General features: G+C 71.7%; 27 protein-coding genes and 1 pseudogene. 15 read left to right on the top strand and 13 right to left on the bottom strand.

The features are described from left to right. Nucleotides 1–93 precede the first annotated feature (93 nt). Complete coding sequence (locus EER30_RS47035) at nt 94–243, top strand: hypothetical protein (RefSeq protein ID WP_164842314.1); 150 nt, start codon at nt 94–96, stop codon at nt 241–243. Between the two features lie 7 nt (nt 244–250). Here the strand turns inward: EER30_RS47035 and EER30_RS13460 are convergent, their stop codons facing one another. Next, nucleotides 251–472, bottom strand: a complete 222-nt coding sequence (locus EER30_RS13460; protein WP_127500764.1) for a hypothetical protein — start codon at nt 470–472, stop codon at nt 251–253. A 106-nt stretch (nt 473–578) separates the two neighbouring features. Between EER30_RS13460 and EER30_RS13455 the strand changes: the two genes are divergently transcribed. Beyond that, entirely contained in the window at nt 579–2,813 is a 2,235-nt protein-coding gene (locus EER30_RS13455; protein ID WP_127500763.1) for a putative bifunctional diguanylate cyclase/phosphodiesterase, read from the top strand. Here EER30_RS13455 and EER30_RS13450 read toward each other — a convergent pair. From EER30_RS13450 to EER30_RS13430, 5 genes are all read right to left on the bottom strand, one after another. Then, nucleotides 2,804–3,160: a DNA alkylation repair protein gene (locus EER30_RS13450; RefSeq protein WP_240669998.1), complete on the bottom strand. Its 357-nt coding sequence runs from the start codon at nt 3,158–3,160 to the stop codon at nt 2,804–2,806. The genes EER30_RS13455 and EER30_RS13450 overlap by 10 nt on opposite strands. Before the next feature lie 36 nt (nt 3,161–3,196). Further along, the gene (locus EER30_RS13445) at nt 3,197–4,087 is read right to left on the bottom strand and encodes a MerR family transcriptional regulator (RefSeq protein ID WP_127500762.1); all 891 of its coding nucleotides are present in this window, start codon (nt 4,085–4,087) and stop codon (nt 3,197–3,199) included. A gap of 72 nt (nt 4,088–4,159) precedes the next feature. Continuing rightward, nucleotides 4,160–4,717: an aldo/keto reductase gene (locus EER30_RS13440; RefSeq protein WP_240669997.1), complete on the bottom strand. Its 558-nt coding sequence runs from the start codon at nt 4,715–4,717 to the stop codon at nt 4,160–4,162. Between the two features lie 198 nt (nt 4,718–4,915). Beyond that, nucleotides 4,916–5,956: an amidohydrolase family protein gene (locus EER30_RS13435; protein ID WP_127500761.1), complete on the bottom strand. Its 1,041-nt coding sequence runs from the start codon at nt 5,954–5,956 to the stop codon at nt 4,916–4,918. Then, nucleotides 5,953–6,660, bottom strand: coding sequence for a class I SAM-dependent methyltransferase (locus tag EER30_RS13430; protein ID WP_127500760.1), 708 nt, complete (start codon nt 6,658–6,660; stop codon nt 5,953–5,955). The genes EER30_RS13435 and EER30_RS13430 overlap by 4 nt, the downstream gene beginning before the upstream one ends. Nucleotides 6,661–6,690: 30 nt before the next feature. Here EER30_RS13430 and EER30_RS13425 point away from each other — a divergent pair, with 30 nt between their 5' ends. Together EER30_RS13425 and EER30_RS13420 are read left to right on the top strand one after the other, a co-directional pair. Next, nucleotides 6,691–7,485: a hypothetical protein gene (locus tag EER30_RS13425; protein ID WP_127500759.1), complete on the top strand. Its 795-nt coding sequence runs from the start codon at nt 6,691–6,693 to the stop codon at nt 7,483–7,485. A 379-nt stretch (nt 7,486–7,864) separates the two neighbouring features. Further along, nucleotides 7,865–8,374, top strand: coding sequence for a DUF4259 domain-containing protein (locus EER30_RS13420; RefSeq protein ID WP_127500758.1), 510 nt, complete (start codon nt 7,865–7,867; stop codon nt 8,372–8,374). A 95-nt stretch (nt 8,375–8,469) separates the two neighbouring features. Here the strand turns inward: EER30_RS13420 and EER30_RS13415 are convergent. Continuing rightward, nucleotides 8,470–8,625 (bottom strand): annotated as a pseudogene (locus EER30_RS13415) (phosphoketolase family protein); the annotation flags it as partial. Between the two features lie 145 nt (nt 8,626–8,770). Between EER30_RS13415 and EER30_RS13410 the strand changes: the two are divergent. From EER30_RS13410 to EER30_RS13395, 4 genes are read left to right on the top strand one after another with little or no spacing between them, the layout of a single operon-like run. Continuing rightward, nucleotides 8,771–10,384, top strand: coding sequence for an alkaline phosphatase family protein (locus EER30_RS13410; RefSeq protein WP_127500757.1), 1,614 nt, complete (start codon nt 8,771–8,773; stop codon nt 10,382–10,384). Between the two features lie 25 nt (nt 10,385–10,409). Continuing rightward, on the top strand, nt 10,410–11,291 hold the full coding sequence (locus EER30_RS13405; protein WP_127500756.1) for a nucleoside hydrolase: 882 nt from the start codon (nt 10,410–10,412) through the stop codon (nt 11,289–11,291). Between the two features lie 40 nt (nt 11,292–11,331). Continuing rightward, entirely contained in the window at nt 11,332–12,708 is a 1,377-nt protein-coding gene (locus tag EER30_RS13400) for a transaminase (protein WP_127500755.1), read from the top strand. Between the two features lie 41 nt (nt 12,709–12,749). Further along, on the top strand, nt 12,750–14,267 hold the full coding sequence (locus EER30_RS13395) for a methyl-accepting chemotaxis protein (RefSeq protein ID WP_127500754.1): 1,518 nt from the start codon (nt 12,750–12,752) through the stop codon (nt 14,265–14,267). A 17-nt stretch (nt 14,268–14,284) separates the two neighbouring features. On the opposite strand, the gene EER30_RS13390 is transcribed toward EER30_RS13395, so the two are convergent. Both EER30_RS13390 and EER30_RS13385 read right to left on the bottom strand, forming a co-directional pair. Continuing rightward, nucleotides 14,285–15,850, bottom strand: coding sequence for a methyl-accepting chemotaxis protein (locus tag EER30_RS13390; RefSeq protein WP_127500753.1), 1,566 nt, complete (start codon nt 15,848–15,850; stop codon nt 14,285–14,287). Between the two features lie 70 nt (nt 15,851–15,920). Beyond that, on the bottom strand, nt 15,921–16,637 hold the full coding sequence (locus EER30_RS13385; RefSeq protein ID WP_127500752.1) for an acetoacetate decarboxylase family protein: 717 nt from the start codon (nt 16,635–16,637) through the stop codon (nt 15,921–15,923). 81 nt (nt 16,638–16,718) lie between these two features. Here EER30_RS13385 and EER30_RS13380 point away from each other — a divergent pair, with 81 nt between their 5' ends. From EER30_RS13380 to EER30_RS13360, 5 genes are all read left to right on the top strand, one after another. Beyond that, complete coding sequence (locus tag EER30_RS13380; RefSeq protein WP_127500751.1) at nt 16,719–17,933, top strand: NAD(P) transhydrogenase subunit alpha; 1,215 nt, start codon at nt 16,719–16,721, stop codon at nt 17,931–17,933. Beyond that, nucleotides 17,930–18,214 (top strand): NAD(P) transhydrogenase subunit alpha part 2, encoded by a 285-nt coding sequence (locus EER30_RS13375; protein ID WP_127500750.1) that lies wholly within the window; start codon nt 17,930–17,932, stop codon nt 18,212–18,214. Before EER30_RS13380 ends, EER30_RS13375 begins: the two co-directional genes overlap by 4 nt. Beyond that, nucleotides 18,211–19,602, top strand: coding sequence for an NAD(P)(+) transhydrogenase (Re/Si-specific) subunit beta (locus EER30_RS13370; RefSeq protein WP_127500749.1), 1,392 nt, complete (start codon nt 18,211–18,213; stop codon nt 19,600–19,602). Before EER30_RS13375 ends, EER30_RS13370 begins: the two co-directional genes overlap by 4 nt. Nucleotides 19,603–19,684: 82 nt before the next feature. Then, nucleotides 19,685–20,824 (top strand): alpha/beta hydrolase-fold protein, encoded by a 1,140-nt coding sequence (locus EER30_RS13365; RefSeq protein WP_240669996.1) that lies wholly within the window; start codon nt 19,685–19,687, stop codon nt 20,822–20,824. 11 nt (nt 20,825–20,835) lie between these two features. Next, complete coding sequence (locus tag EER30_RS13360) at nt 20,836–21,552, top strand: hypothetical protein (RefSeq protein WP_127500748.1); 717 nt, start codon at nt 20,836–20,838, stop codon at nt 21,550–21,552. A gap of 60 nt (nt 21,553–21,612) precedes the next feature. Here EER30_RS13360 and EER30_RS13355 read toward each other — a convergent pair whose 3' ends face one another. Beyond that, on the bottom strand, nt 21,613–22,428 hold the full coding sequence (locus EER30_RS13355) for a TetR/AcrR family transcriptional regulator C-terminal domain-containing protein (RefSeq protein ID WP_127500747.1): 816 nt from the start codon (nt 22,426–22,428) through the stop codon (nt 21,613–21,615). A 78-nt stretch (nt 22,429–22,506) separates the two neighbouring features. Between EER30_RS13355 and EER30_RS13350 the strand changes: the two genes are divergently transcribed. After that, nucleotides 22,507–23,634 carry a DUF418 domain-containing protein gene (locus EER30_RS13350; protein WP_127500746.1) on the top strand — a complete coding sequence of 376 codons (1,128 nt, stop codon included), beginning with the start codon at nt 22,507–22,509 and terminating at the stop codon, nt 23,632–23,634. Nucleotides 23,635–23,669: 35 nt separating this feature from the next. Here the strand turns inward: EER30_RS13350 and EER30_RS13345 are convergent, their stop codons facing one another. After that, nucleotides 23,670–24,200, bottom strand: a complete 531-nt coding sequence (locus EER30_RS13345; RefSeq protein WP_127500745.1) for a hypothetical protein — start codon at nt 24,198–24,200, stop codon at nt 23,670–23,672. 108 nt (nt 24,201–24,308) lie between these two features. Between EER30_RS13345 and EER30_RS13340 the strand changes: the two genes are divergently transcribed. Beyond that, nucleotides 24,309–24,899 carry a maleylpyruvate isomerase N-terminal domain-containing protein gene (locus EER30_RS13340; protein ID WP_127500744.1) on the top strand — a complete coding sequence of 197 codons (591 nt, stop codon included), beginning with the start codon at nt 24,309–24,311 and terminating at the stop codon, nt 24,897–24,899. Here EER30_RS13340 and EER30_RS13335 read toward each other — a convergent pair. Both EER30_RS13335 and EER30_RS13330 read right to left on the bottom strand, forming a co-directional pair. Next, nucleotides 24,892–25,704, bottom strand: coding sequence for a hypothetical protein (locus EER30_RS13335; protein ID WP_127500743.1), 813 nt, complete (start codon nt 25,702–25,704; stop codon nt 24,892–24,894). The two genes, EER30_RS13340 and EER30_RS13335, sit on opposite strands and share 8 nt — an antisense overlap. A 43-nt stretch (nt 25,705–25,747) precedes the next feature. Next, nucleotides 25,748–26,266 (bottom strand): hypothetical protein, encoded by a 519-nt coding sequence (locus EER30_RS13330; protein ID WP_127500742.1) that lies wholly within the window; start codon nt 26,264–26,266, stop codon nt 25,748–25,750. Nucleotides 26,267–26,418: the final 152 nt, after the last annotated feature.

Raw genomic sequence — 26,418 nt, 5'->3', positions numbered from 1 at the left:
GCGTCTCCCCGGATGAGACCGGTCCGCGGGCCACGTCGCGGACGGTGGATCCGGAGCTCCCTCGAACTCCGGGCTGAGCGCCGAGGAGAAAGCATGACCCCGACAGAGGCCACCACGGACGGCGGCACGGACGGCACCACCGGCCGCGGCACGGACAGCGCCGCGGACGCCGTTTCGGACAGCACGAGCTTCCACTGTTCGAGGGGCTCGGATTCCGTACGGCCGGGCACTGGACGACGCTGAGCGCCGGCTAACCGGGGAACTTCACATGCTCGTACGGGATGGACTTGATCGTCAGGACGGCGGCCGCGGTCAGCAGGGGCGGGATCGTGGCCAGCAGCCAGACGGGGCCAGCGCCGACCGCGGGGAAGATCACGGCCTGCACGGTCAGGGCGAGGGCACCGACCGCGGCCACCTGGTAGGTGGCGCGCGTGAAGCGGCGGAGCACGACCTGGCGATCGACGGCAGTCATTCCACCCACCCGAGAAGATCAATGGCGTGGGGAAGCTACCGCACCGGATCTTGTGAAGTCCACCGCTAACTCTCAACTTGTCGCCTTGGACGACGAGTGAGCGGGTGTGGGGCACAGACGGATCTGGTTCTGGTGGCTCGTGGCCGGCACGATCGCGACCACTTGCCACTACGTGCTGCCCGATCGCAGCCTGATCGCGAGCATCCTGTACGACGTCGTCGGGCTGGCCGCGGCGGGCGCGATCCTGTACGGGCTGCGGCTGCACCGCCCCGACCGGCCGCGCATGTGGCGGTGGTTCGCGGCCGGCCAGTTCACGTTCGTGGCGGGCGACCTGACCTACGAGTTCTACATCCAGGTGCTGCACCGGTCGCCGTACCCTTCGATCGCCGACGTGTTCTACCTGGGGTCGTACCCGATGCTCGTCGTGGGTCTGCTGCTGCTGGTGCGGCGCCGTCGCAGCTCGGCCGGCGACCTGATCGACGCGGCGATCGTCGCCACCGGCCTCGGGCTCGCCTTCTGGATCTTCGTGTTGCACCCGGTGGCCGCCGACGCGGGTGTGTCGACGATCGAGCGGTTCACGACGGTCGCCTACCCGGCCGCCGACGCGCTGCTGATCGGCCTGCTCGCGCGGCTGTTCACCGGCGGCGGCGCGCGGACCCCGAGCGTACGGCTGCTGGTCGCCGCGGCCGCGCTCATGCTCGCCGGCGACAGCGTCTTCGTCACGATCCCGCTCTACACGCAGGCCTCGACCCATCTCGCCGACCCGTTGTACCTGCTCTCCTACGTGCTGTGGGCGGCTGCCGCCCTGCATCCGTCGATGTCCGCCTCCGCCGCTCCCCGCGAGGCGGCCGGGGTCGGGCCGGCCCGCATGCTGCTCTTCGGCGCCTGCGCCCTGCTCGCTCCCGTGCTGCTGCTCCTGCCCGGCATCGGTGACGACCCGGTCGACCGCGTCTCGGCCGCGGCCGGCGCGACCGTCCTGATCGTGCTGGTCCTCGTGCGGCTGTCCGGTTTCGTGGTCGAGGTGCGCCGCCAGTCGGCCGAGCTGACCCGGGCCGCCATGCAGGACCCGCTGACCGGGCTGGCCAGCCGCCGCCGCTTCGAGCTGGCCGTGCGCCAGGCGCTGCAGGATGGCCGTCCGCAGATCGCGCTGCTCGGCGTCAACGGCTTCAAGCACGTGAACGACGAGTTGGGCCGCCCGGTCGGCGATCGCGTGCTGCGCCTGCTCGCCACCCGCCTGTCCGGCGCCGTTCCGGCCGGTGCTGTGGTCGCCCGGCTGGGTGGTGACGAGTTCGCCGTCCTTCTGCCCGAGGCCGACGCCGGGTACGCGAGCCGGTTCGCCGACGGCCTCGCCCACGCGTTCCGTGCTCCGGTGTCGCTGGCCCGCACGCCCACCGACCCGCTCGCCGTGGCCGGTCACGAGCTGTACGTCGGCGTCGCGATCGGCTTGGCCGGCGGGCGCGACGTCACCCCGGTCGAGATGCTGCGCCAGGCCGAGGCGGCGATGTACGCGGCGAAGCAGACCGGCGAGCCCGTACGCCAATGGACGCCCTCTCTGGACGAGCGGGCCGGGGAGAACGTACGCCTGGGCGCCGAGATCCGCGCCGCTCTCGAGCACGGCCAGTTCCGCGTCGTCTACCAGCCGATCGTCGAGCTGCCCTCGGCCCGGGTCGTCGCCGTCGAGGCCCTGGTCCGCTGGGAGCACCCGACCCGTGGACTGGTCAGCCCGGCCGCGTTCATCCCGGTCGCCGAGCACAACGGACTGATCGTCGAGCTCGGCGAGTGGATCCTGCGGACGGCGTGTCACCGGCTGGCCGGCTGGCGCGCCACCCTCGGCCCGGCCGCCCCCGACCGGGTCAGCGTCAACGTGTCGGCCCGCCAGCTCGCCCGTCCGCACTTCGCTTCGACGGTGGCCGCCGCCCTGGCCGACAGCGGGCTGCCCGCCTCGTGCCTGGCCGTCGAGGTGACCGAGACCGCGGTCTTCGAGGGCGGCCAGGCCGTGGTCGCCCTGCACGAGCTGCGGGCCCTGGGCGTACGCATCGCTCTGGATGACTTCGGCACCGGGCACTCGTCTCTGGGCCTGCTGCAGACCGTGCCCGTCGACATTCTGAAGGTCGACAAGTCGTTCGTCGACAACATCACCGAAGCCGGCCGGAACACGGTCATCGCCGAAGCGCTGGTGCAGCTCAGCTCGGGCCTGGGCCTGCTCGCGGTGGCCGAGGGCGTCGAGACGGCGGCGCAGGCCGAGGCGTTGCAGCGGCTCGGCTACCGCTACCTGCAGGGCTACCACTTCGGCCGTCCCGCCGCCGAACCCGACTTCGCCCGCGTGCCGGCTCACGCCTGACGGCGCACGTTCTCCGCGTTCCAGGCCGGAGCGTACGGGGACGTGCAGCCGGGCGGCGTCGGATAATCCTTGAGCACTTCGAGGCGCTCCCCGATGCCGACGGCCCGCACACGCAGATGCGGGTGGTCGATGCCGATCTGGGCGAGGCAGTGGTTCATCGCCCATTGCAGCCGGTCGGGGGCGTCCTTCATCTCCTTCTCGATCACGTCGAGCAGGCCCGGGAGGTCGAGCCCGTCCGGCTTCTTGGCGACGCGCTCGGTGGTCAGCGCCCAGCCCGCACTGGCGACGACCGGATCCGGGTCGGCCGACCGGGCGACGCGCAACTCCTCGGCCACCGTGTCCGTCAACTCACCCTCCTCGTCCGCCGACAGAGTGGCAGTGTCTCAGGTAGCGGATGAGTCCTGGGCGGACAGTTCCTCGGCCAGTTCCATGCAGCGCAGCCGGGCTGGGGAGAAGTCGTAGGGCATCTTGCCGACGGCTTCGAACGCGCTCATGGAGCCGGCCTCCCGCCTGCCAGAGCTGAGGTCGGCGGTCGCGGAGTGCACGGTGTCCCAGGCGTCGCAGAGGGCATCGTCGTCCATACCCAGGCCGGATTCCTCGATGACGGCCTGCAGGGCGCTTTCGAAGGCGTGCCGCTCGACGGCCACTTGAGCCACCCGTGGATCATCGACGGCGACGCTGTCATCGAGTGCCTCCTCGGCGGCGTCGATGCGGTCGGAATCCTTTCGCAGAGCGGGATGCGTGGCCAGGACGACGAAGCGGGTGGCCTGGACGGCCGCGCCGAGCGGGCCGAAGATCCGCTCGGTGACCAGCAGACTGTCCAGGTCCGCCTGGTGCAGGGAGCCTTCGGGCAGGCTCTTGAGGCGTTCGGTGACCAAGTCGGAGAGCAGGCCCATCCGGCTGCCTTCGGTGCGCATCCGCTGCACGGCGGTCCGCTGCCGCCGCAGTTCCGCCTCCTGCCCGGCGAGGGTTTCCGCCAATCGCTCCAGGATGGTCCCGATACCGTCTCCGCTGTCCGTGCCGCCGGAAGCCAGGCCGTCGGTGAAGGCGTCCCGGATGTCGTCCAGGGCGATCCCGGCGTCGGCCATCCTACGAATCCACAGCAGGCGGATCATGTCCTCGTAGCCGTAGCGGCGGCGGTCGTCACCGCCCCGCTCCGGCTCGGGGAGCAGGCCGATCTCGTGATAATGGCGAATCGCCCGTGGCGTGCTGCCGGCGAAGGCCGCCGCGTCACCGATCTTGACCTGGCGGGGTGGGACGGAAGACGAATGCACGAGCAGGGGCCTTTCCTCACGGGATCGGGACGTGAGCCCACTGGACCACATGCCGCTACGGAAGGTGCAACCCTAGGCCAGCTCGGAGAGGCCGGGCAGGTCGACGAGGTCGGCGGCGCTCAGGTTCTCGGCCAGGTGGGTGGGGTTGCCCGTGCCGGGGATCGCGAGGACGTGGGGGCCGCGGCTCAGGGTCCACGCGAGGCGCACCTGGGCCGGGGTCACTCCGTGTGCGTGGGCGAACGCGGTCACGGTGTCGTTGCCGGCCAGCCCGCCCTGCTCGCGTCCGGCGCCGGTGAGGGCGAAGAACGGCACGAAGGCGATACCGCGCGCCCGGCATACGTCGAGGATCTCGTCGTTGACGCGGCCGAAGTCGACGCCGTACCGGTTCTGGACCGCCACGACCGGGGCGATCGCCTCGGCCTGGTCGAGGTGGGCGAGCCGCACGTTGGACAGGCCCAGGTGCCGGATCAGCCCCTCCCGCCGCAGGTCGGCCAGGACCCCGAAGTGCTCGGCGACCGACTCCAGGCCCTGCTGCCGCAGGTAGACGACGTCGAGGTGGTCTCGGCCCAGCGACCCCAGGTCGGCCTCGACCAGCCCGCGCAGCTGGTCGGGGCGGGCCAGACGCCCCACTCGACGGCTTGACGCAGCAGGGCGACGGCGTGCGTACGGTCGGCGCCCAGACGCTTGGCGCCGAAGCCGAGGCGGTTGACGGTGCGATCTCCGAGTTCCCCAAGCATGGAGCGACCGTAGGCATCGACGCCCGCGATCACACTCGGTCGATCACCGGATGGTGGAAGTGTCGGACATCGCCTAATGTCATTGTTGCGATCACACCCGCCGGCCGCGGACGATGACAGCCCGCGGTTTGAGCAACTGGCCCAGATCGGTGCGGGGGTCGGTCTCGTAGACGACCGCGTCGGCCGGGGCGCCGTCCACCAGTCCGGGCAGGCCGAGGTACGACCGGGCCTTCCACGACGCGGCGGCGATCGCCTCGTGCGGGGAGACGCCGGCGGCGTACATGGCCTGGATCTCCTCGGCGATGCCGCCGTGCGGGCGCGAATCGGTGCCGGCGAGCACGGTCACCCCGGCTTCGACGGCGGCGGCGGTCAGGTCACCGTGGACGCTCGCGCCCGAGACGTACCAACGTTTGCGCGGACTGTCGGGCTCGGCGACCGCCTTCGCCAGCGAACCCGTGATCACGGACAGGGTCGGGGTCAGCGCCGTGCCCTGCTCGGCCATGCGCGGCAGCAGCGCCGGGTCCAGGCCCATCCCGTGCTCGAGCGAGTCGACGCCGGCCTCGACCGCGACGACGCCGCCCTCCGGATGCTGCGAGTGCACGGCCAGGCGCCCACCGGCCCCGTGTACGCGGGTGACGGCCTCGCGCAGCACGCCGACCGGCACGATCTCCTGCCCGACCCGCCAGTCGATGACGATCTTCGCCCACCCGGTGCGCGCGGCCTGCTCGGCGGCGACGGCGGGCAGGCCGGCGAGGGAGGCCCGGCGGCCCCACCCGTCGAAGAACTGTCCGAACTGGGCGATCCACGGTCCGGCGTGCACGGCGCGAGGAGTGCCGTCGGCGTGACCGAACCAGTCGGGCGGGTCGTCGGCCAGGCCCGGGGAACGGATCAGCGTGACCCCGGCGTACAGGTGGGCCTGAAGGTCCTGGCGCAGGATGTCGTGATCGAGCGGCTGACCGGGGGCCTCCGCACCCGGGTGGGTGTGCGCGTCGACCAGGCCCGGAAGCAGCCAGCCCTCGGCCACGAGCTCGGCCCCGGCAACCGGGTCGGTGGTCCAGCGGTCGCCGTCGGCGTAGAGGTCGATCGGCTCGCCGTCGGGCAGGGCGAACCCTCGGACGCGCAGGACCGTCATCGGTGGGCCAGGATCAGGCCGAGGCGCGGGCTGCCGTTGCCGTATTCGCCGAAGGCGGTCAGTGGAACGGCCTGCACGGTGAAGCCGGCCGCCATCAGGTCGTCGCGCAACGGCGGCAGGGTCGTGGTGCGGTAGTACATGACGAACGGCGGGCGCCACACCGCGTTACGGACCCGCATGGCTACGTCGAACCCGAGCGTGGCCCACTGCGCGACCGAGCCGAGCGGCGGCGACCCGGCGACCGGGAACGCGAACAGCCCACCCGGGCGCAGCGCGCGATAGACCCCGGCGAACAGGGCAGGCCGCTCCCTGGGCAGGAAATGGCCGAGCGCCCCGAACGTGACAGCGAGGTCGAACTCGGCGTCGAACTCCAGCGCCCGCACGTCGGCCTGCACCAGCGTCGCCCCGGGGTGCGCGAGGCGAGCCTGGTCGAGCATGCCCGCGCTGAAGTCGACCCCGGTCACCCGCCCCTGGCAGAGCCGTTCGAGAACCTCCAGGCCCGCCCCGGTGCCGCAGCACACGTCGAGCCCATTGTCGAACGGTCCCCGGCTGGCCAGCGCTTCGGCACTCGCGTCGAGGATCTTCTCCGGCGTACGGAACGGGGTGTGATCGAATTTGGGCGCCAGCAGGTCGTAGCCGTGCTCGACCGACGACATCGCCTGTACGACCAGCTCACGCACCGACGGCCCCTGAGGCGAGAACATCGGCCGAGACTACCGCGCTAACTTGATCGGATGCTGCCGCAAGAACGTCTGATCGCCCGGGTGAGACAGCTCTGCCAGGACGACGAGCGCCTGGTGGCCGCGCTGACCTACGGCTCCTTCGCGCAGGGTTCGGCCGACGCGCACAGCGACATCGAGTTCTGGTTGTTCTCCGAGACCCCGGTCGACACACGGGCGTGGCTCGCCGGCATCGGCCCGATCGGCCACGTGGTCGTCAACGAGTTCGGCGCCCATGTCGTGTTCTTCCCCGGGCTCATCCGCGGCGAGTTCCACTTCGCCACCAACATCGACGCCGTACGAACCTGGCCCGCTCGCGGCGCCGCCAGCGACCGCATGATCGTCCTGGACCGCACCGGCGCGCTGCGCGAAGCCCTCGACGCGCTGCCCGCCGCCGCCTCACCACCGGCCACCCCCGAGGCGATCGGCGAACTCTGCGGCCGTTTCGCCAACTGGCTGCTCCTGGCCCACCACGTCGCCCGGCGCGGCGAGCTGTTGCGCGCCCTGGACGCCCTGACCTACGCCCAACGCCACCTGCTGTGGATGACCCGCCTGACCGAGAACAGCACTCACCATTGGCTGACCCCGTCCCGCTCCGCCGAGCGCGACCTGTCACCGTCCGCGCTGCTCGCCCTGCACCGAACGGCCGCCACCGCCGACCCCCACGCGATCAGCGAGGCCATAACCGCAGCCTGGACCCACGGCAGCCGCTGCTGGCGCCGCCTGGCCACCCACACCGGCTTCCCCATCCCCGAGCCCCTGTTCACCGAACTGGACGCGGCACTCATCCGCCCGCCGGCCGGGCATTGAATCGCTTTCGCCCGTGGAGGTCCACAGAGGCTCACCAGGCGGGCCGGCATTGTGATCCGGCGAAGTGCCGCCGGTTGTGCTGACAAGCGAGCCACCGGTCGCCGCGACCGGCCACAGATCCGCGGCACCACGACGGCAGCCGGCCTGGACAGCCTGCTCGGCCACACAGCGTTCCCGCGGAATCAGACAACCGGGCCGAGGGCGTCGGCTGTCCCCCGGCCGGGCTGAGACCTCGGCTGACCCCGGCACGGGGTCGGGGCCAGGACTGCGGGCAAGGCTATTCTTCCGCCGCCGGGCAGCCATGCTTGTCGAGAGCCCGTGGTGATGCAGCGCGAGTGGGCGGTGCTCGATGCCGGCCAAGCGATGGGGAGGGTGGTCCATGGGCTTCTGGGACGTCAGCCCGTTCGGCAACGACGACGCCGCGGACTTCGCCGGCGACCTGGACGACGCCGCCGATCCGCCCGGTGCCGCCGAGCGGCCTCGTGCCGACCTCGACGAGCCGGCCCGTAGCGACCCGCCGGGCACCAGACCCGACCCGCGCGTCGACATGGTGGGTGCCGTGTTGGAGCGCATAGCTGCCAGCGGCACCGACGACGACCTCGACTTCGGTGATTCGCCGAGAGCTGTGGCCGCCGCCGCGCTGGTCGCGGCGCAGTTGCCCGGCGGCAAGCCGGTGAACGTGGTCTTCGGGCCGTCGATCCCGATGCCGGTGTTCCCGGACTACCTTGTGCCGCTCGCTCTCAAAGCTCTGGATCGCCTCGTCACTCCCCCTTCGTGGCTGGCCGAGGATTGGACGGACGAGGCCAACCGGCGCGCGTGGCGGCGAACCGTCGACGAGATCCGGGCCGTGCTGGACCCGCCGCAGGCCGAAACCCTGTTCGACCTCTGATCGGGGCCGCGCCCGGGCCGCGACGTCGACGACGCGCGCCCGCATGCCGGGCAGGCGGTCGCACAGGATCTGGGCGGCGGCGACCGTCTCCATCGTTCGCCGCCCTCGTGGATGGAGCCGGGGGTGGTGACCGAGACGTGGCTGGGGATGCCGCCCGGGCTGGAGAACTGGCGGAACAGCCGGTGCATTCCGGGCTCGTCGAGAGTGACGTCGGGGTAGGTCTCGGTGTAGGCGCCCTCGAGGTAGCCGTGGGTGCGAATGACTTTCGAGTGGGGCTGAACCGTTGGGGCCCGCCCATCCGTTCCCCTTGGCGTGCCCGAGATCCAGGACGGCCCGCCAGCCGCGCCCCGCCCAAATATCGCAAAAACCGTCAAGACGGTCATCCAAAAACCGGGGATGCAGCGAACGCTGACCATCCTCGCCGCGGTGATCCTGTTCGTGGCACTGATCTTCCCGAACATCCTGTCCCGCCTGACCCCGCCGGCCCTGCTGCGCCTGCCGGTCGAAGCAGCGGTGATCCTCGGCCTGCTCGTCGTCCTCCCCGGTCGGGCCCGCAAGATCTTCGCGGTGATCACCGGCGTCCTCGTCGGCCTTCTGGTCATCGAGAAGTGCCTCGACATGGGCTTCTTCGAAGAGCTCAACCGCCCCTTCGACCCGGTCCTCGACTGGGTGCTGTTCGACGACGCGTTCAGCTTCGTGGTCGACTCCTACGGCCGCCCCGCCGCGATCGCCGCCGTCGCCGTGATCGTCGCCCTGATCGGCAGCATCCTCGCCCTGACCTGCTGGTCCGTGCTGCGCGTGGGCGCCCTCGTCGCCCGCCACCGCAAGCGCTCGGCGTTCGCCGCCGCCGGTGCCGGAGCCGCCTGGGCCCTCACCTTCTCGCTGGGCGTCAGCGTCTGGGGTGCGGTCCCGGTCGCCGCCCGCAGCACCGCCACCTATGCCTGGGACCGCGCCCACCAGGCCCGCGCCGGCCTGCGTGACGAGGCCAACTTCGCCAAGGAGGTGCAGAGCGATGCGTTCAAGACCGTCCCTCCCGCGCAGATGCTCACGGCCCTCAAGGGCAAGGACGTCATCTTCACCTTCGTCGAGAGCTACGGCCGCAGTGCCGTCGAGGGCGTCGCGCTGGCCCCCACCGTCACCCCCGTGCTCGACCAGGGCACCGCACAGCTCGCCCAGGCCGGTTTCGCCGCCCGCAGCGGCTGGCTCACCTCCCCCACATTCGGCGGTGGCAGCTGGCTGGCCCACTCCACCTTCGAGTCCGGCCTGTGGATCAACAACGAGCAGCGCTACCGGAACCTGGTCGCCACCGACCGGCTCACCCTGACCCGCTCGTTCCGCGACGCGAGCTGGCGTACGGTCAGCGTCATGCCGGGCGCGACCCGGGCCTGGCCCGAGGGCAACTTCTACGGGTACGACACCGTGTGGGACTCGCGCAACCTCGGCTATCGGGGCCCGAAGTTCAGCTGGTCACCGATGCCCGACCAGTACACACTGAAGCAGCTCAACACGATCGAGTACAAGAAGCCCGGCCGCGGCCCGCTGATGGTCGAGATGCCGCTGGTCTCGAGTCACACCCCGTGGGCGCCGATCCCCGACTACCTGCCCGACTGGAATCAGGTGGGCGACGGCTCGATCTACAACGGCATGGTGACCGACGCCAAGAAGCCCGGCGCGCTCTGGGCCGACCCCCGCAAGGTCCGGGCCGAGTACGGGCGGTCGATCGTCTACTCGCTCACCTCGCTGATCAACTGGGTGCGGCAGTACGGCGACGACAACCTCGTGATGGTGTTCCTCGGCGACCACCAGCCGTCCCCGATCGCGGCCGGTGAGGGCGCCAGCCACGACGTGCCGATCACCGTGCTCGCGAAGGACCCGAAGGTGCTCGACCGCATCACGAGCTGGGGCTGGGCCGACGGTCTGCGCCCGCAGCCCGACTCCCCGGTGTGGCCGATGAGTGACTTCCGCGACAAATTCTTCACCGCGTTCGGGCAACAGACGCCGGCATCGTGAGGACAGGGACGTCAGGATCATGACCATGCGCATCTACCTCGACTGCGACACCGGCATCGACGACGCCATCGCGATCGCCCTGCTGCTCGCCCACGACGACGTCACGATCGAGGGCATCGGCACGGTCAACGGCAACACCTCGGCCGTGCAGGCCTCGGTCAACACGAGGGGGCTGCTGCGGCTGGCCGGCCGCGACGACATCCCGGTCGCGGTCGGCGCGGGCCGCTGGCGGGGCGGGGCCGACGCGCACGGCGACAACGGCGTCGGCGGTGTCGTCCTGCCCGAGGGCGCGCGGCCTGACCCTCGTACGCCCGAAGAAATGCTGATCGAACTCGCGCGCGGACATCCGGGTGAGCTGGTCGTGATCGCCACCGGCCCGTGCGGAAATCTCGCCGCCGCCCTGCGTAACGAACCCCGGCTCCCCGACCTGGTCAAGAGCGTCACCGTCATGGGCGGCGCCGTCCGCGTTCCGGGCAACGTCACCGGCGAGGCCGAGGCCAACATCGCCGACGACCCGCAGGCCGCCAAGGAGGTCTTCGAGGCCGCGTGGCCGCTGACCCTGGTCCCCCTCGACGTGACCATGCAGCACAGATGGGATGAACGCAACAAAGCCGCCCTCGCCGCCAGCCGAAACCCCTTGAACGAGGCCATTGCCGCGATGCTGCCCGCCTACTTCGACTCGTACGAGCCGCGCTTGCGATTCCGAGAGGTCCCCCTGCACGACCCTTTGGCGGCCGCGATCGCGATCGGCGACGTGACCCCGTCCGAGGCCCCCGATCTGGGCGTACGGGTCGACGTCGCCACCGGTCGCACGGAAGAGGACCCGAAAGCCAGGAAGATCCGCGTCGTCCTGGCCCTCGACGAGCCCGCCGGCCCACGCATCAGGGAGCTACTGATTCCGCAGTAGGGTCTCGCCTCGGCACGGGAAACGTTGGTAGCGTCTCGCCATGCCGACGGATTCCGGGGTCGACCGCGCCCGCCTAGCCGCCCTGACCGCCCGCGAACGCGCCACCTTCGCCGAGCGCCACCCCCGCTCGGCCGCCGCCTATCAGCGCTCGGCCCACCTGTTCGGCCGCACCCCGATGACCTGGATGAACAAGACCGCGGCCGGTTTCCCCGTCTATTTCGAGCGCGCCTCCGGTAACCGCGTCACCGACGTCGACGGCCACGACTACCTCGACTTCTGCCTGGGTGACACCGGGGCGATGGCCGGTCACTCCCCCGCCCCGGTCGTCGACGCGGTGACCCACCGCCTGTCCACGCTGGGCGGCGCCACCACGATGATGCCGACCGAGGACGCCGAGGTCGTCGGCGCCGAGCTGGCCCGGCGCTTCGGGGTGCCGTACTGGAGCTTCGCCCTGACCGCGACCGACGCGAACCGGTGGGCCATCCGCCTGCTGCGCGCCGTCACCGGCCGTCCGAAGATCCTGGTCAACAGCTACTGCTACCACGGCTCGGTCGACGAATCGCTGATCGTGGTCGGCCCCGACGGGCGCGGGCAGAGCCGCGAGGGCAACGTCGGCGCGCCCACCGACGTCACTTCGACGAGCCGGGTCGCCGAGTTCAACGATCTGGCCGGCCTCGAACGCGAACTGGCCCATGGCGACGTCGCCGCGGTGCTGATGGAGCCGGCCCTGACCAACATCGGCATCGTCCTGCCCGAGCCTGGTCATCTGGCGGGCGTCCGCGAGCTGACCAGGCGATACGGCACCTATCTGATCAACGACGAGACCCACACGTTCTCGGCCGGTCCCGGTGGGGCCACCGCGGCCTGGAATCTCGAACCCGACGTGCTCACCATCGGCAAGGCGATCGCCGGCGGCATCCCGATCGGGGCGTACGGTCTCAGCGCCGAACTCGCCGACCGCCTGCTCAGCCGGCCCGACCTCGACCTGGTCGACATGGGCGGCGTCGGCGGCACCCTGGCCGGCAACCCTGTCTCGACGGCGGCCGCGCGCGCCTGCCTCGACCAGGTGCTCACCGAGCGGGCCTTCGACGGCATGATCTCCACCGCGACCGCGTTCGCCTCGGGCCTCCGCAAGATCATTGAGGCGTACGCCGTGCCGTGGTCGGTCAGTCAGCTCGGCGCTCGCGTCGAATACCGGTTCACCGACCCCGCCCCGCGCACCGGCACCGAGTCGGCCGCCGCGGCCGACCCCGAGCTCGAGGACTTCCTGCACGTCTACCTGGCGAACCGCGGCGTGCTGCTGACCCCGTTCCATAACATGGCCCTGATGGCCCCGCAGACCACGGCGGCCGACGTCGATCGCCACCACGAGATCTTCGACGAGGCGCTGAGCGAGCTGGTCGGCACGAAAAGCTGATAGTGCCGTAAAGAGCGCATATCACTCCGTAGCCTGACGCCATGGGTCTGTTCGGGAAGCGCGCTGAGGACCAGCCCACAGTGCAGCGCCAGCCACCACGTGACATCGAGGCGCTCGAAGAGCTGGTCAACAACCTCGAGGGCGTCACCGACGAGGCCAGTAGCTGGCGCATCTACGCCTCCACGTATCTGGAGTTCTACGACCTGGAGTACGTGGCCGTCTGGCTCGTCGAGAACGGCACGCCCCGCCTGGAGTACGAGTGCGGCCGCCTGGCCGGCACCCTCGGCAGCGGCGGCGTCCCCGGGCTCCTCCAGCAGGCGATCCGCGGCGGGCACGCGGTCTATGCCAACGAGTCGGCCGTGGGCAGCGACGCCCGGTTCGGCACGGCGGTGCGCTCGGGCGCCAAGGCCTGCACCGTCGTCCCGATCTCCAAGAGCGGGCGGGTCACGGCGGCGCTCGAATACTTCACCCGCAACGACGTCTCCCCCGACGCCGCCCTGATCAGCAAGTGGGGCGCCATCGCCCGGGTCGCCGAGCAGGCCCGCGTGGCCGCCCTGACCGCGTACTTCACCCGCCAGATCGCCGACGACCGGCTCGCCGTCACCAACGTGGTCACCGCCCTCGGGAACACCAACGACTCGTCGGTCGCGCTGCGGGCGGCGCTCGACGCGGTACGCACCGCCTTCCACTGGGCGTACGGCTCGTACTGGCAGATCGACGATGACGAGAACGTGCTGCGCTTCCGGGTCGAGTCGGGCGAGGCGGGCGAGGAGTTCAAGAAGGTGACCCTGGCGGCCACGTTCGCCGAGGGCGTCGGCCTCTCCGGACGCGCGTGGCGGGCCCGCGACCTGGTCTTCGTACGCGACATCGGCCAGCTCACCGACTGCGTCCGGGCTCCGGCGGCGCAGCGGGCGGGCGTACGCTCCGGGGTCTGCTTCCCGATCTCCAGCGGCGACCGCATCGTCGGCACGATGGACTTCTTCACCACCGAGTTCGTCGAGCTGTCCGACTCGCGGATGGACGCGCTGCGCAACGTCCAGCAGCTCGTGTCGCAACGGCTCGACGTGGTGCGCGGCGCCGAGGCCTCGGCCCACAACGCCCGCGCCCTGCTCGACACGGTCTCGCGGCTGCGCACGGCCACCGCCGACGCGAGCAGCGTCGCCGACGAGGCGGTCGGGCGGGCCTCGGACATGACCGGCGACGTGGCCTCGCTCAACGACGCGTCGGCGGCCATCGGCGACGTCATCCAGATCATCTCGTCGATCGCCGATCAGACGAACCTGCTCGCCCTGAACGCCACCATCGAGGCGGCCCGGGCGGGCGAGATCGGCAAGGGCTTCGCGGTCGTCGCGGGCGAGGTCAAGGAACTCGCCCGCGAGACCGCCGAGGCCACCAAGAAGGTCTCCGAGCAGATCGCCGCGCTGCAGTCGAGCGCCGAGTCGGTGGCCGGCGGCATCCGCACCACCAGCGAGACGATCGCCCAGCTCGACACCGTGCAGGCCCGCATCGGCGAAGTGCTCGAGGAGCAGGCCTCGATGGCCCACGCCTTCGAGCACTGAGCCGGGCGCGTCCGCGTTCAGTAGCGGAAACGCGAGACCAGGCTCTGCAGCTGGGTCGCCGTGCCGGCCAGGTCGTCGGCCGCGTGCCGGGTGTCGCCGACCGTGTCGGTCGTACGCTTCGTCGCCGCCGACACGCCGCCGATGGTGGCCGCGATGTCACCCGCGCCCGACGCCGCCTCCGACAGGGTGCGGTTCATCTCGTGCGTGGTCGCGGTCTGCTCCTCGACCGCCGAGGCGATAGTCATCTGGATGCCGTTGATCCGCTCGATGATCGCCGAGATCTCGCCGATCGCGGCGACCGCGCCGCTGGTGTCGCTCTGGATGGCCTGCACCCGGCGGGCGATGTCCTCGGTCGCCGTGGCCGTCTCCTGGGCCAGGTCCTTGACCTCGCCGGCCACGACCGCGAAGCCCTTGCCGGCCTCCCCGGCGCGGGCCGCCTCGATGGTGGCGTTGAGCGCGAGCAGGTTCGTCTGCTGGGCGATCGCGGTGATCGTCTTGACCACCTCGGCGATCTCGCTGGACGACTCGCCGAGCCGGGCGACGATCGCGTTGGTGGCCGACGCGACCTCGACGGCCTGCACGGCGACCTCGGACGCCTCGGTGGTCGAGACGCTGATGTCGCGGATCGCCGAGCCCATCTCCTGCGAGCCGGACGAGACGACCTGCAGGTTGTGCGACACGGCCTCGGCCGCGGCGGCGACCGTGCCGGCCTGCTGCGAGGCGGCGGAGGCGGCCGCGTCGACCGCGCCCGACACCGAGGTGAGCTGACCGGCGGCCGAGTGCAGCGTGCCGGCGTTGCCCGCGAGGGTCACCACGTCCTGGCGCAGCCGGGCGACGGCCTGGTCGAGCGCGGCGGCCATGCGGCCCACCTCGTCGTGGGCGGTCACCCCCGACGTACGGGTCAGGTCGCCCTCGGCCAGCCCTTCGGCGACCCGGGCCACCGCGCCGACGGTGCGGCGCACCCGGCCGGCCACGCGGAACCCGAGCAGCAGGCTGGCCAGCACGCCCAGCCCGAGCACCCCGGCGATCGTCCAGGTCGCACGGCTCGCCGCCGACTCGCCCGCGGCGATCGCCGTCTCGGCCCGCGCGGCGGCCAGCCGGTCGAGCGTGACCTGGTCGGCGTCGAGCGCGCCGTACAGCTTGTTGTAGGTGGCGAGGGCCTGAGCGTCGCCGGTGTGGTCGGCCGAGATGAACTTCAGGAACGCGGCCCAGTCGACGGCGGCCTTCTCGACGGCCGCCGTGCCCTCGGCGTCCCCGGCGAACGACGTGCGCAGCCGGTTCAGCGCGTCCTGCACCGCGGTCTTGTCGGCGGCCATCTTCTTGCCGATGACGTCGGCCAGCGACGGGTAGAGCCGCAGCCCGGACTGATTGCCGCTGAACGACTCGATGTTCTTGCCGAACGCGGCGGCGGCCGACCCGACCGCGATGCTCGCGCGCTGCGCGGCGGCGCTGTCGGTGTTCTGCTCGCGCAGCGTGACCAGCGCGACCCCGCCCACGACGACGCCGCTGAGCGTTCCCGCCAGCACCGCCGACCCGATCTTCGTCCGCAGCGAGCGGTTGTCGAACGCTCCCACCAGTCCCATGATCCCCGTGCCTCTCGTCCGATGATTCGCGACGAGCAGATCGGCACCGCGAGGGCCACGGTTGAGGGAATCAGGCGACCGGGGTGAATTCGCCGAGCGGGCCGTGCAGGCGGTCGGCGTGCACGGTGAGCAGAGGCCGGCCCGTCATGCCGAGCGCCGTCATCCTCTCGGCCATCGGGTGCGCGCCGAGGCGTACCCGGAAATCGCCTCGGCCCACCCGCACGCCCGACAGTCGCATCGGTAGCCGGCCGCGCAGCAGACGCCCGGCCTGCGAGCCGTGCTCCAGATAGGACCACGACGGCAGGGCGGCCCGGATCGCGAACGGCAGCCGCACCCGGCCGTGCCGGAACGACGCCCGCATCACCTCGCCGGCCCGATCGCGCACCACGACGTCGGTCTCCATCTTCGAGAAGCGCAGGTCGGCGTCCATCAGCCACTTCGGCAGGGCCCAGAAGTCCTGCCCGGCCTCGCGGGTGAAGGCCCCGGTCACCGGCAGGTCGACCAGGTGCAGCCCGGGCGGCCCGTCCGGTCCCCGCGCCAGCAGACCCACACCCACTTCGTCGTACGTCTTCAGCGCCCACTCGTCGTAGTGCAGGCACATGATCATGCCGATCGCGCGGCCGAACAGCGCGAACGGGCGCAGGGGAGCCGGGCCGAGAACCTCGGAGGCCCTCGCGACCGGGGTCGTGAACACGGCGGCGGTCAACCGGGCCGACGTGATCTCCACCGGCAGGGTGACCGTTTCGCCCTGCAGAGACCAGACACCGTCGTCCACCCGTTCCGCCATGCGGCGACCTTAGCGGCTGAACCTGATCAAAATCGCGGGTAGCCCGCGCCCCCTTGAAGGTGATAGGGCTTCAGGATGTCGATGACGACAGTGGGAGTGCTGCGCGAGACCGCCGGCCGCGAACGCCGCGTGGCGGTGACCCCGGACGGCGTCACCCGTCTGCGGCGCCACGACGTCAGGGTCCTGATCGAGACGGGCGCGGGACGCTCCGCCTGGTTCGACGACCACCACTACACGACCGCCGGGGCCGAGATCGGCACGAGACCCCAGGTGTACGCCGAGAGCGACGTCCTGCTGTGCGTCCGGCCGCCGGATGACGTCGGTGCCCTGCCCGCCGGTCGCCTGCTGATCGGGCTGCTCGACCCGCTCGGCGACCCCGCCCTCGCCGAGTCGCTGGCCGCCCAGGGCGTGACCGCGGTCAGCCTCGACCTGCTGCCCCGCACGCTGAGCCGGGCCCAGCCGATGGACGCGCTCACCTCGCAGGCCAATGTGGCCGGCTACAAGGCCGCGCTGCTGGCCGCCGAGGCGTACGGCGGGTTCTTCCCGATGCTGGTCACCGCGGCCGGCACGACCAAACCGGCGCAGGTGCTCGTGCTCGGGGCGGGGGTGGCCGGGCTGCAGGCGATCGCCACCGCGCGGCGGCTCGGCGCGCTGGTCACCGGCTACGACGTGCGCGAGGCGGCCCGCGGCGACATCGCCTCGACCGGCGCGGCCGTGCTCGACCTGGCCACCGTCACGCAGGGCCCGGGCTCGCAGGCCACCGTCACGCAGGCCCCGGGCTCACAGGCCACCGTCACGCAGGCCCCGGGCTCACAGGCCGTCGTCTCGCAGGCCTCCGGCGACGGCTACGCCCAGCAGCTCGCCGACGACGCGGCCGCCGCCCAGCTGCGGGCCCTCGACCAGGCCGTCCCCCGCTTCGACGTCGTGATCACGACCGCGAAGGTGCCCGGCGGCCGTTCGCCGCTGCTGGTCTCGTCGACCGCGCTCGCGGCCATGCGGCCGGGGTCGGTGGTGCTCGACCTGGGCGGGGGCAACGTCGCGGGCTCGGCACCCGACACGCGCACGGTCACCGATCACGGCGTCACCGTCATCGGCGCTCCCAACCTCGCCTCGACGGTGCCGGTCGCGGCCTCCACGGCGTACGCCCGAAATGCTGTTGCCCTGCTGGCGCACCTGATGACCGACGGGGTGGTGCGGCTCGACCCGGCCGACGAGGTGCAGGCGGCCGTGCTGGTCTGCCACGGCGGCGACGTCGTGCACCCCCGGCTGCGCGACTACCAGAAGGAGACCCGATGAGCCCGTTGCTGCTGGCCGACCTGACCGTCTTCACGCTCGCGCTGCTCGTCGGGTTCGAGGTGATCAGCAAGGTGCCGGCGACGCTGCACACGCCGCTGATGTCGGGCGCGAACGCGATCCACGGCGTCGTGCTCGTCGGGGTCATGCTGCTGGCCGCCACGATCAGCACCCCGGCCGGCTATGCCCTGCTGGCCGTGGCCGCGTTCTTCGGCGCGATGAACGTGGCCGGCGGCTACGTCGTGACCGACCGCATGCTGGCGATGTTCCGGAGCCGGTCGTGACCGCCTTCGACACCGTCGTTCATCTCGTCTACCTGGCCTGCGCGACGGCCTTCGTGGCCGGGCTGCACCTGATGAACGCGCCCGCCACCGCCCGCCGCGGCAACCAGGTCTCGGCGGCCGGCATGGGCGTGGCGATCCTGACGACCGTGGCGGTCCTCGTCAACAACGGCGAGATCAACGCGTACGCCGCCTGGGCGCTCGGCCTCGGCACGGCCGCGGGGGCGGTGGCCGGGCTGGTGGCCGCCCGCGTCGTGCGGATGACGGCGATGCCTCAGCTCGTCTCGCTGTTCAACGCCGTCGGCGGCGGCGCGGCGGCCCTGATCGCGCTGGGCGAGCACCCGGCGACCACCCAGGCCGAGGTGACCGGCGTGCTCGACGTGCTGATCGGCGCGGTCACGTTCAGCGGCTCCCTGATCGCCTCGGGCAAGCTCGCCGGCCGTGTGCCCGGCCGCCCGCTGATCGTCCCGTTCGGCCGGGTCGTCTCGCTCGCGTTGATCGTGTTCGCGGCGGTCATGGCGGTGCTGGTGATCGGCTTCGACGGGGGCGCGCCCGCGCTCTGGGGTGCGGCGGTGGCGGCGCTGATCGGCGGGGTGCTGCTGACGCTGCCGATCGGCGGGGCCGACATGCCGGTCGTGATCTCGCTGCTCAACGCGTTCACCGGCACGGCCGTGGCGATGGCCGGGTTCGTGCTGGAGAGCACCCCGCTGATCATCGCGGGCGCGCTGGTCGGGGCGGCCGGTGCGATCCTGACCAAGCTGATGGCCGACGCCATGAACCGGCCGATCAGCGCGATCATGGCGGGCGGCTACGGGACCGGCGACGCCATCGCGGTGACGGCCGGGACGGGTTCGGCGCCGGTCCGCGAGATCACCGCCGACGACGCGGCGATCCAGTTGGCGTACGCGGGAAGGGTCGTGATCGTGCCCGGCTACGGTCTCGCCGCGGCGCAGGCGCAGCACGAGGCGGTGGCGCTGGCCCAGGCGCTGACCGCACACGGCGTCGAGGTGTCGTACGCGATCCATCCGGTCGCGGGGCGCATGCCGGGACACATGAACGTGCTGCTCGCGGAGGCGAACGCGCCCTACGAACAGCTCGCCGACCTGGAGGAGAGCAACCCCGGTTTCCCCCGTACGGACGTGGTGCTGGTGATCGGCGCGAACGACGTGACGAATCCGGCGGCGCGACGGCCCGGCAACCCGGTGTCGGGCATGCCGATCCTCGACGTCGACAAGGCCAAGAGCGTGATCGTCATCAAGCGCTCGCTCGGCCACGGCTACGCCGGCATCGACAACGAGCTCTACACCGACCCCCGCACGGCGATGCTGTTCGCGGACGCCAAGGCGGGGCTTTCCGCGCTGCTCACGGGGCTTTCCGCGTACGCGAGATAGACGCGCGTCTTGACATTCCAAGATCCACTTGGAACTCTCGGTGGCGGATCGCTCACCCTCCGCCCACCCCGGGAGTGCCGCCGTGCTGAGTCCGCAGATCGCCCGCCTGCTCGACGACCCGAGCTCGGTCGACGCGTTCTGGGAACAGGTCACGGCGTCCGGCACGCCCCTGGTCGAACCGTGGCGGGACGACTCACGGCTGGTGACGTTCCTGTGGCGCGGCCAGGCCCGCACGACCAGGGTCTGGTGGGGACTCGACGTCGAGCTCGACCGTCTGACCGGCACCAACCTGTGGCACGCGACCCGAGTGGTCCCGTCCGACCTGGTCACCATGTACTGCCTGGTCCACGACGGCGACCCCACACTGCCGACCGACGACTCGGGCCGCGGCCGGGTCCACATCGACGCGCTCAACCCGGCCCGGCTGCGCTTCGAGGCCGACCCGGCCGACCCCGACGACAACATCGACCAGTGGGCGTCGGTGATCGCCCTGCCCGACGCGCCGCCCGAACCCTGGCTGGCCGTCCGCCCCGGGGTCCCGGCGGGATCTCTGACCGAGGCGCCACTGTCCCGGCCGGTCACGGTCTATCGCCCCGCGGGCACCCCGGCCGACGGCCTGCCCGTCCTGGTGATCTTCGACGGCTGGACGGCCCGCACAGCCCAGCACGTGCCGACCATCCTCGACAACCTCATCGCCGCCGGAGAGATCCCACCGGTCGTGGCCCTGTTCATCGACAGCTACGCGGCCACCCGCGACGCCTTGCTGACCCCGGGCTCCGACATGGGCGCGTTCGTCACCGGCACGCTGCTCCCGTGGGCGCGGGAGTCGCTCGGCGCCGGCGTCGACGGCCGGGCCAACATCATCGCCGGCTCCTCCCGGGGCGGGCTGGCCGCGGCGGCGATCGCCCTGGACGCCCCGTCCGACTTCGGCGCCGTGATCTCGCAGTCGGGCAGCTTCTGGTGGCCCGAGGACGACCCCGGCCGCCTGATCCGCTCCGTCGCCACGCGGCCGCCGGCCGACCTGCGTTTCTACCTCGACGTGGGCACCTTCGAGACGACGGGCGAGCTGTCCCAGGTGGACGTCAACCGCTCGATGCGCGACGCTCTGCGCCGCCACGGCTACAGCGTCTCGTACGCCGAGTACTCGGGCGGCCACGACTACGTGAACTGGCGCCGCACGTTCGCCGACGGCCTGATCGCGGTGGCCGGAGTGCACGCCTAGGGTGTGCGTGCATGACCCCTGAGACCGGCGCCCGGTCGCCGATGTCCGTCGACTGGATCGATCTCGTCAACACGGACCCTGATCGCGCTCTGGAGATGCTCGTGCTCGGCTGGTACGGCGCTGAGGACGCGAAGGCCGACCCGGACGCACCCACCGAGGACCAGCTCGCGGATTTGCCACGGTCGCTCGCGGCCTTTCATCGCCTCGCCCGCCACCGCCCCGCCCTGTACCGCTTCAGCAACCCGATAGTGCCGCGCCCGTGGCAGGTGTCAAGGCCGCACGGCGAGCTGCTGGTCTTCGCGGTGGAGAACCAGCATGTCCGAGACTGGTCGATCCGCTGGCCATCGACTGACACCGACCCCCGCGTGTGGCTCACCGAGGATCCCTGGTTCGACCCGAACCCGGAGACGATCCTCGAGGCGGAACCACTCAGCCGCTTCCTCCTGCAGTTCACCCTCCATGCGGCGACCGGCCTCGCGCCCTTCAACGCCTGGAGCCGGGTCATGCCGGTCGAGCGCCTCGATCCGCTCCGGGACTTCCTGCGCCCGGTGCCGCTGAGCCCGTGGCTCCCGACCTACACAGCCGATCTCTTCTACGCCGCCCCCGGATTGCTCGCGAGCGTCTGCGCCAGCGAGGGTGAGGCGATGGTCGCCTTCGCCGCCCGCGATCGGGAAACCCTCGCCCCACTGCGCAAGTACGACTTCCCCTGGACACGCTTCGACGAATAGCCGCCGCGCCGCCCGTCCGCAACCAGAGCCGGGTGGCACGACCTCCACGGCGAAGGCCCGTTAGCGCGTCAGCAGGCCCTCGAGCAGACGGTCCAGGCCGAACTCGAACCAGGCGTCGAGCTCGGTGCCGGGGTCGCCGCGGGTGGCCTCGGCCAGCCAGGGCCGGCGCTCCAGGCGGCCGGTGTGTTCGAGGCGGCGGCGGGTCGCGGCGCGCCAGGCGCGGGCGCTGGTGGCGGCCGGTTCAGGATCGATGAGCAGGGCCATGCCCTGGACGTAGCCGCTCAGGACGAGATAACCGCGATAGGCGTCGGCGGGGTCGAAGCCGGCCTCGACGAGCGCCGCCACGACCCGGTCGACCGTCGCCAGGACGGCGGGGCCGACCGGCGGCCGGTCGGTGGCGAGGACCGTCAGCAGCCAGGGATGCCGACGATAGAGGCTCCACTCGGCACGGGCCAGCTCACCGAGCCGGTCTCGCGGCTCGTGCGAGCCGGACGCCGGGACGTTCGCGTCGAGGACGCGCTCGGCCATGTCCCGGAGCAGGTCGGCGCGGTTGCCGATCCGCTGGTAGACCAGGTGGACCGGGAGGCCGGCGCGGTCGGCGAGAAGCCGGACCGACAGGGCCGCCGGCCCCAGCTCGTCGGCGAGGCCGATCGCGAGGGCCACGAGGCTCTCGTCGTCGCCCGGGAGCGCGGCGGACAGGCGCCCCGAGGAACCACTGCCGCGAAGCGCGGACGGGAGCCGCCTCGACGAGCCGTCGTCGCGGCGGCGGCGGTAGGCGCGGGCCTGGCAGCGCCGCGAACAGTAGCGCCGGGGCCGCCCTCGACCGGCCGCGGCCGGAAGCTCGTCGCCGCACTCGGCGCAACTGATGACCGGCACCTCCGGCGAATTTCGTCACGACATCTCGCGTGACGAAAATACTGCCCGAAACAGCCGGCCGGCGCGAGCGTGGAAGCCATGACAACCGCTGTCGACACCGGACGGATCACCGTCGTGGACGCGCTGCGAGGCAGTGCGCTGCTGTTCATACTGATGGCCAACATCGTGTTCTTCAGCTCCGGCTTCGCGTTCCACCTGGTCGACGATCCGGCCCACGGCGCGTTCGACCGGCTCGTGGTCGGCCTGGGCGAACTGCTGTTCACGATGAAGGCGTACCTGCTGTTCTCGTTCCTGTTCGGCTACAGCTTCACCCTGCAACTCGGCTCGGCGTCCCGGCGCGGGGCCTCGTTCGGCTCCAGTTTCCGGCGACGGCTGTACGGCCTGTTCGCGCTGGGCGCGCTGCACGCGGTGCTGTTGTTCCATGGGGACATCCTCACCACGTACGCCCTGCTCGGCTTTGCTCTGCTGGCCGTGCACCGGATCGAGGCTCGCACGGCGCTGCGCGCGGCTGCCGCGATCATCGGCGTGATCGCCTTCGGAGCCGCGCTCGCCGCCGTCCTCGGGGCCGCGTTGACGACGGACGCGGAGGCCGGCGCCCGCTCGACGCTGGCCCTGCAGGGCGGATTCGGTGACGTCGTGCTGGAGCACGTGCGCTCGATGCCGGCGATGATCGGCGCCCTGGCCGTGCAGGGGCCGCTCGCATTCGCCGCTTTCCTCGTCGGTCTGGCCGCCGGCAAGCAGCGCCTGCTCACCGATGTGCCCGCCCATGAGGATCTGCTGCGTCGCTGCGAACGGGTCGGCTACCCGGTCGGCCTGGCCGGCGGTCTCGTGTTCGCGGTCGGCGGTGGCACGGCCAACCTCACCGGGCTCGCGGTCAGCGTCGCCACCGCCCCGTTCCTCGCCGCCGCGTACGCCGCCTCGCTGCTGCGCCTGTTCTCGAGGCGCGCACGTCTGGCCGCCCTGGTGGCCCCGGCCGGACGCATGGCCCTGACGAACTATCTCGGCCAGTCCCTGCTGTGCGTGCTGGTCTTCACCGGCGTCGGACTGGGCCTGGCCGGCCGCACCTCACCGGCCGCGACCGTGCTGATCGCCCTGCTGATCTACGCGACCCAGCTCGCGTACAGCGCCTGGTGGCTGAGACGGTTCCGGCAGGGCCCCGCCGAGTGGCTGCTGCGCGCCTGGATCCAGCGGAGAACGCCCCGCTGAGGAGGGGGCGCCGCCGCCACGGCGCCCCCTTCCGGTCACTGGTGAGGGCTCGTGTGGTGCCCGTGATCGTCGTCCGGGTCTTCACTGTGCTCGCCGTCGGACGGGGACGAGGACGGGCTCGGGGTCGTGGTCGGCGTGGCGTTCGGGGTCGGCGTCGGCGTCGGGCGCGGGGTCACGCCGCTCCTCTTGCCCTTGACGACCAGCTTGGTGGCGGTGAACGCGCTGCCGGTGCGGGTGCCGGTGACGACGATCCACTGGCCGGGGCCGACGGCGGCCAGGGAGGTCCTGACGCCGTTGACGACGATCGAGGCGTTCGCGGCGACGGTCACCTCGGTGACGACGGTCTTCTTGCCCTTCGACTGCAGGGTGACGACCCGCGTGGCCGCGTTGACGCCGGTCACGGCGCCGGACGCCTCGAAACGTACGGGCTTCTTGGTGGGCTTGGACTTGGTGGCGCTGATCGGGGCGGGGGATGAGCCGGCGGAGGCGACGGCGGCGGTCGAGACGACGGGAACAGCAATCCCGGCGACGGCGACCGCGGTGATGACAGCGCGGCGTAGGCGCATGGGGTAACTCCTTGTGCGGGGGTTTAGACTCCAGGCTGGGCCGCCCCGGGTGCGCGACGGTTGCTCCGGCCCGGCGCGGACGTTGCCGTCGCATGGTTTGATCGGGACATGAGCCGCGCCGCCACGCTCGCCTCGCTGTGGGAGACCTGGGCCGCGCACGGCGCGGCGTTGTCCGAACCCCAATGGCCGTTGCCGACGCGGCTGGTGCCGTGGACTGTGCGCGACCTGTTCGGCCACACGTCGAGCTGGCCCCACGGCCTGGCCTACGTCGTCACCCAGGTGCGCGACGCGCCGCCGACCCATGCGACGGCGGGTGAGTTGTTGCGGGAGTTCAACGCGCCCGGTGGGGTGGCCCACGTCGCCCGCGCGGCGACGGCGGACCGCGCCGTGGCCGACGCGGCCCAGCACACGCCGGCGGAACTGGTCGACGCGTTCGCCACGGTCGGGCCGCGCGCGCTGGTCACGGTGCGAGGGCTCGGCGACGTCGTGATCGACTATTTCGGCCTGGCACGGCTGCGGCTCGACGAGGTGCTGAGCATCGGCATCGTCGAGGCGACCGTGCACCTGCTCGACCTGCAGCGGGCCCTGGACGTCGAGCCGTCGGTGCCCGCGGCCGCGCTCGAGCACACGGTCGCGGTGCTGTCGCCGGTCGCGGTCATCGAGGCCGCCACCGGCCGGGGCGGACCGGTCCTCAGTTGATCGCCAGCACCACGACGCCGCCGAAGATCAGCAGGGCGCCCACGGCGGTGTGAGCCGCCATCTTGCGGACGGTCAGCCACGACAGGGCGACGACGAAGAGGATGCCGGTCTCGCGCAGGGCCGCGATCGCCGGAACCTGCGCGGCCGTGACCAGCGACAGGGCCGCGAGCATGAGCCCGTGCGCGCCGACCGACCCCAGCCCGATCGCGAACGTCACCGGCCGCAGGTGAACCGTGAACGCTGCCGCATCGGTGAAAAGCCTCGACACGGTCGCGATGACGATGAGCGGGGCCATGCTCAGCCAGAAGTACGTGGCCGGGTCGGCATGCTTCAAGCCCAGCGAGGCCACGTACGTGTAGCAGGTCAGCGAGACCGCGACCGGCGCTGCGGCCAGAATCGAGCGGCGGTCGGCGCCGGACGCGGTGAGCAGGATCCCGGCACTGATGATCAGAACCCCCAGCCCGGCCCGCGGGTCGACGCGGCCCGCGATCGACGAGGCCAGGACCAGCAGCAGTACGGGGGCAAGCCCGCGCGCGACCGGATAGGCGGCGTGCACGGGCGCCCGGGCGTACGCGACGTTCAGCAGCAGGAAATAGGTCGCTGAGAAGCACGCCGAAACGGCCAGATAGCCCCAGGCCGCCTCGTCGACCCGCCACCGGATCAGGGCGAGCGGCGTCCACGCGGCGAACCCGAGCGCGTTGGCGGCGATGTTCACGTCGAAGCCCTTGGGCGCGTTCGCGAGCAACACGTTCCACAGGGCGTGCAGCAGCGCCGACGACAGCACCAGGATCAGGGCGAGCCGCATCCCGCCAGTGTGGACGGCGCCGCGTGCCGGGAAGTGTCGGGAATCAGCCCTGCGGCGTCATGCTCGAACGGTCGATCGGGCCGGGGACCGTCAGCGCGCCGGCCTCGTACGCGGTCAGGCGGTGCAGCATCTCGGGCCGGTCGTAGTTCGGGAAGCGGACCAGCAGCAGCTTGAGCCCGAACCGCGATTCGCGCGTCGGGTCGAGAATCGCCGGATCCCACGGACGCGCGGACACGTCCCACGAGTCGGGGGCGGCCCAGTGCGTCATCCGCAGGTAGAAGTCGTCGCGGGGCCCGGCCTGGGCGAGCCCGGTGAGGAACGCCAGCCCGTCGTCGACCGGGAAGTCGATGTAGGACCAGCCGACCTGCGCGGCGATGATCGGGGCCATGTGCGGCAGTTGCTTCGGCCAGTCGGCGTTGCTCTCCCCCGCGTCCTGGCAGCAGGTCCAGGTGGTCAGCCCGAGCCGCCAGATCACCTCGATGATCGGCGCGAGATCTTCGTCGATGTCGGCCGACAGGTGGCCGACCGTCACCGTGCGGACGGGGTGCAGGTTGTCACTCACCGCGCGATCCTAGATCGTTCGCCGATGCCGTTACCTAATGAGTTCTGGGAGCACGCCATCGGGCAAACTCCTGGTGGGTAGGTAGCCGCCGGCGGACGAGCACTCAGAGTTCCTGGACGTTGAGTCCTGCTGAAAGATCGTGCCGCTGCCGG

This window comes from Actinoplanes solisilvae, assembly GCF_003999975.1.
Classification (GTDB): Bacteria; Actinomycetota; Actinomycetes; order Mycobacteriales; family Micromonosporaceae; genus Actinoplanes; species Actinoplanes solisilvae.
The sequence above is the reverse complement of the archived record's forward strand: the minus strand, read 5'-3'. Positions and strand labels throughout refer to the sequence as shown.